Here is a 5,166-nt window from a genome sequence, read left to right as displayed (position 1 = left end):
CCGTTAGCTTAATAAGCCACATAAATTAAAGGAGTTGGTAAATAATAACCATAAAAGGAGTCTGTAAATAAAATGAAAAAAATAATCTTTTCTTTTTTTTTATCGCTTGTTCTTGTTTCTTCTTTTCAAACCAATATAGCTTCGGCAAATCAACCCGTTGAGGACTCAGAAGAACTTAGGCTACAGGATATGCTCATGAACTTGCTAACTCCTTATATTAGTGAAGTTCTTGATAACTATTACCGCCCAAATATTTCAAAAACTTTTTCGCCTGAAATTACACCGTGGAAAATTGAAGTAACCGAAACCAAAAGAATAAATGGATTCCGTGGCTTCAAATTAGAAATTTCATTTGAAATTGAGCCGACTGCAGGACACCATGTTCCAGTAGGAAAAGACCGATTAACGTATCGAATTTCGTATGGACCTTCAGTAGAGTTAATTAACCACACCCATTTAGCTACATATGATTTACCTCCTGAATTGCAAAATCCGTGATTAACTATTCGATTAACCTGCCCGTTAGCTCAATGAAATGAGCAGGCTACCGTAGCACCTGCTCATCAATGTGTATCATTCAACTATCGTTCTCCGTTAGTTGAACAAGTTTTAGAGTTCTCGATTCAACTCAATCGAAGCTTAGTCCCTTTTCGCAGTTGGAAACTCCACAATTTGAATGTTAAATAGATCTAATACCGAGATAATTGCCAACGCAAAACTGCTATTCCATATCGCTCGAATCCAATTCTCTTCAAATTTCTTTTTGCATTCATCAATAAGAGATTGATTGATAACAATAGGAGATGTTACGGCTACCTCAGAGTTGAGATGTTCCCTTAACTCCAACTTATCAACCATCCATACTAGACCCGCTTGAATACCCGCATCATATTCATCTGTAGCCTTCTCATCTGAGGTTATCCAGTCAAGTAACTGATCTTTTCGCTCCTGAGTCATTTCCACAGTAACAATGAACATATAATCATCTCTTTTATAGTTTGGTGTGAAATTCTCCATTATTCTTAGTTACAACATTCGATGTACTGAGATAACTTGTCTTGTTAGTCCAGAAGCTATCCAGTAATATAATTGATACCTCATCATTTGACCTTGGCACCGTGGTAATCTGCCCGTTAGTTTAATAAAAAAGGTAAGATTAGATTTTCTTATCTCAATGATTATTATTTCTGTAAAATGAGTGCCTGAAAATGCGGTTGCCCATCTTGTAAAGGAATTGTATTAACACTTATTTCTTTGAAATATTTTCCTACCAACGTTCTTATGGAAGTATCAGAATATGATGCGAAAAAACGTTTAGGATCGCACCAATCGTTCTCCCATACTCCCTCTGAATCGTTCCCGCCATAAAGTCCCATATAAAATAAAGCACCTGGTTTCATTATTCGTCTTATTCCCAGAAGTACATCGCCAATTTCATTTTTAGGAACATGTAACAGACAATTTAAGGCATATACAGCATCAAAGGTATTGTCCGCAAAGTCTAAATGGTAGAAATCCATAACATATGCTTGTAGTCCCTTCTCCTTGCAATATCGTATCATCTCAGCAGATAAATCAACGCTTGTTACCTCAATACCGTTTTCTTTGAAGTAAATACTATCAATTCCAGGACCAGCACCAATTTCAAGTAACTTTTTTTTATCCGATGATAGTAACTTATTCAGAAATTCTTCTCTTTCGGCCAGTTTCCACTCAACTGGTTTAGTATTTGCCCTACGATGCGAATCAATATCATATGATTTAGAAAGATTAATTTTATCCATTTTCACACCTCGATTGATATATGCTTTCAATAAAACTAACTTGCTTAGAATTTAAGCAGTACCTTATTACAAATTAAACTATCGTGTCCCGTTAGCTGATTATCATCAATCCTTACCCTCTGGTAAACTCCAAACTTCAATGAAATTTCCATCCAGGTCGTAGAATGAAAATGATTTGCCTTGATAATCAAAAAATTCCCCAACCTTAATCCCTTTATCCATGCAGTACCGATACGCGGATTCTGCATCGTCCACCATAAACCCATACGACGATTGAACCGCTCCATTCGGATAGATGAAATGAGAATTGAGGTTATGTTCATTTTGTTGGAATAGGATTTTAATCCCTGATTCATTTTGTAATTCTATGTAATTCGTGTCTTCTGTTGTTACTTTAAAACCGAAATGTTCTCCATACCAATCCACAGAGTTGTTAAAGCTACTGACGGGAATGGTTAGATATGCTGAATTAAGTTTCGATCCCACATTAAACTCCCCTTTCTCATTTTTGCTATGTATATGATTTGCCCCGTGTGACTAGGCAAATGTCTGAATTGATGTAGAAGCATTTCTAGAATGGTGGATTGATTATTCAAGAGAGCGGAGTTGAACGTTGGGTAATGTAGATAAGGTTGTTCCAACAATCGTTTTGGGTCTGCTTTCATCATTTCAAGAACTTGAATGATGCAGTCATATGATTTATTCGAAATTTCTAATGCCTGCTCTTTCGACATTTGCAACCCGCCTTCGAATTCGTTGCTCCTGTCTTCGATCAATGGAGCGCCAAAGTATGCGGCTTCAAACCAATAACTTGCAGCGCCTGAAATGTGCGCTATTAAATTAGCGATGCTATTACTCTCTGGTGTCGGTGACCAAATGATATCTTCCTCCGATAACTGTTCAATCACCTTGCGAGTCCATTTCTGGTCCGCTTTGTATTTAATTAGTAGAAGGTCAATCATTATACTTGAACTGTCCAAAAACCTTCACCTCCCATATTTTACAAAAATAATAACAAACGAATGTTCGTGTGTAAAGAACGAAAAAGCACCCCTTCTTTGATACTGTATGGACATATTATTTTGAATGGCAATTACGCTAACCTGCCCGTTAGCTTAACCCCACTACTTAGTATGCATCATTTTTTCAAGGTATAGTTTCCCAGCCCCCTGAAGTTATTACCATGAGTTCAGTTTTGACTCAAGCGAAAATGCGACGAAATTAACTCTAATTGAAAACCGTCTTCATTTACGTAAAACAATATATGTTCTTGTCCTCAATCGGCAAACGATATATGTTCTTGTCACCCGACAATAGTTAGTAGTGTGGTTTTAAATAGTTGCAAAGGCGATCTTCATTTTGATAGTAATCAACAATGATGATTACTTAGCCATATTTGTAAACGTAAAATAGCCCCTACCTGGCAATCAGATGGGGCTATTTTACGCTTACGACCAAGGCAGTGTGTGCAGTCAGTTGTAGGAATCTTTAGAAAAGCTGATATTCCCTCCCTCTCCCTCGGGAATGGGACAATATTTCTGACTTCTGACACCACTTCAAAGTACTCCTATTTATTACCGAAGGAGATTGGTTTTCGCCAGTTCGATGATTTCGTTGCCTTGCCCGTTCAAAACGGCTTTCAGCATCCACATCGTAAATCCGCGTGCCTGCTCGAAGTTGATCTTCGGCGGCATAGCCAGCTCCTGACGATTGACGACGACGTCCAGCACTACCGGACCGCTGTGTTCGAGCGCTCGGCGAACGGCGCTTTCCAAGTCATTCGGATCCTCGACCCGGATTCCTTCGATTCCCATGGCTTGAGCCAGTACCGCAAAGTTTGGATTGTCGAGTTCCGTTCCGAATTCTAAAAATCCGGCTGCTTTCATTTCCAATTCCACGAATCCAAGCGCACCATTATTAAAGACAACGATCTTGATCGGGAGCTTATGCTGACGAAGGGTCAATAGATCTCCGAGCAGCATGGTGAGTCCCCCGTCCCCCGACAGCGATATGACCTGGCGTCCTGGCTGTGCAACCTGCGCCCCAATCGCCTGAGGCATGGCGTTCGCCATTGTCCCGTGGTTAAACGAGCCAATAAGCCTTCTTTCTCCATTCATGCTCAAGTATCGGGCAGCCCACACAGTCGGCGTCCCAACATCGCAAGTCAAAACGGCATCCTCATCTGCGAGATCGCTGATTACCTTCATGAGGAATTGCGGATGAATAGGTGCTCGGCCGGGATCTGCAAGATTGTCCAGTTCCTCGCGGACTTTGGCATAATGTGCGGCAAAGTGCTGCAGATGATCAGGGGAGTGCGGTTCCTTTAACAGGGGTAACAGCATTTCGACCGTCGTCTTCACGTCTCCGCACACCCCGTATGCGAGCGTCGTTCGCCGGCCTAGTCGGGAGGAATCCAAATCAACCTGAAGGATTGTCGCTTCTTGCGGATAAAATTGCCGGTATGGAAAATCTGTACCCAGCATGAGTAAGACATCGCATTCCATCATGGCGTGGTAGCCGGAAGAATATCCAATGAGGCCGGTTAATCCGACGGAATACGGGTTGTCGTATTCCAGATATTCTTTTCCTCGCAGCGCTATGACCATCGGGGATTGCAGCTTCTCGCACAGCTTCATGAGCGAAGCATGAGCTCCCGCGCAGCCGGCACCGCACAGCAAGGTGATCCTCTTGCCTTTGTTTAAGTAGTCGGCAAGCGTCTTCAATTCATCTGTAGAAGGGCAGACATTCGGCCGGGTGGAATGGATGACGCGTTCCGGAACGGGGCTTTCGTCGTATTCGAAAGCGGCTACATCACCCGGAAGAACTAAGACAGACACTCCCGACCTTGCCGTCGCGGTTTGCATCGCCATCGTAACCGCTCGAGGCATTTGCTTCGGTCCGGTTACGACTTCACAAAAGAAGCTGCATTCCTGAAACAACATGTCCGGACGGGTCTCTTGAAAAAAGCCGCTGCCGATTTCACTGCTCGGAATATGAGCGGCAATCGCAAGTACTGGCACTCGGTTTCGATGGCAATCGTACAATCCGTTAATGAGATGCAAATTACCTGGTCCACTGCTACCTGCACATACGGCGATTCCTCCGCTGAGGGTGGCATCCGCGCCCGCCGCGAACGCTGCAACCTCTTCGTGGCGGACATGGATCCATTCTATTTTTCCGGAACGACGGATCGCATCGAGCAAGGCATTGAGCGAATCGCCGATAATGCCGTAAATTCGCTTCACGCCGGCGTTCAGAAGGGATTCCACAATGGAATCCGCTATCGTTCTTATCAAGGGAATCTCTCCTTTTTGTTTTTATTATATTGCCATAATACGAGCAGCCTATTCTTTTCAHGCTNDGRYANAGTATHNATSSGYAS

Annotated in this window: 6 protein-coding genes; 1 reads left to right on the top strand and 5 read right to left on the bottom strand. The window is 42.5% G+C overall.

Going from position 1 to position 5,166, the window contains the following annotated elements; translation table 11 throughout:
* Positions 1–72 precede the first annotated feature (72 nt).
* A complete protein-coding gene (locus BVG16_RS32130) occupies positions 73–498 on the top strand; it encodes a DUF3888 domain-containing protein (protein ID WP_078496412.1) in 426 nt (141 codons plus the stop codon).
* 141 nt (positions 499–639) lie between these two features.
* On the opposite strand, the gene BVG16_RS32125 is transcribed toward BVG16_RS32130, so the two are convergent.
* The 5 genes from BVG16_RS32125 to poxB all read right to left on the bottom strand — a co-directional run bounded on the left by BVG16_RS32125 (position 640) and on the right by poxB (position 5,080).
* Positions 640–978, bottom strand: coding sequence for a hypothetical protein (locus BVG16_RS32125; RefSeq protein ID WP_078503273.1), 339 nt, complete (start codon positions 976–978; stop codon positions 640–642).
* A gap of 203 nt (positions 979–1,181) precedes the next feature.
* Positions 1,182–1,784 carry a class I SAM-dependent methyltransferase gene (locus BVG16_RS32120; RefSeq protein WP_078503272.1) on the bottom strand — a complete coding sequence of 201 codons (603 nt, stop codon included), beginning with the start codon at positions 1,782–1,784 and terminating at the stop codon, positions 1,182–1,184.
* Between the two features lie 105 nt (positions 1,785–1,889).
* Positions 1,890–2,270, bottom strand: coding sequence for a VOC family protein (locus BVG16_RS32115; RefSeq protein ID WP_158081861.1), 381 nt, complete (start codon positions 2,268–2,270; stop codon positions 1,890–1,892).
* A complete protein-coding gene (locus tag BVG16_RS32110) occupies positions 2,240–2,764 on the bottom strand; it encodes a DinB family protein (RefSeq protein WP_078503268.1) in 525 nt (174 codons plus the stop codon). Before BVG16_RS32110 ends, BVG16_RS32115 begins: the two co-directional genes overlap by 31 nt.
* Positions 2,765–3,358: 594 nt before the next feature.
* The gene (gene poxB / locus BVG16_RS32105; RefSeq protein WP_078503202.1) at positions 3,359–5,080 is read right to left on the bottom strand and encodes a ubiquinone-dependent pyruvate dehydrogenase; all 1,722 of its coding nucleotides are present in this window, start codon (positions 5,078–5,080) and stop codon (positions 3,359–3,361) included.
* Positions 5,081–5,166 lie beyond the last annotated feature (86 nt).

The sequence above is a fragment of the Paenibacillus selenitireducens genome (assembly GCF_002021565.1).
Lineage (GTDB): Bacteria > Bacillota > Bacilli > Paenibacillales > Paenibacillaceae > Paenibacillus_K > Paenibacillus_K selenitireducens.
The sequence above is the reverse complement of the archived record's forward strand: the minus strand, read 5'-3'. Positions and strand labels throughout refer to the sequence as shown.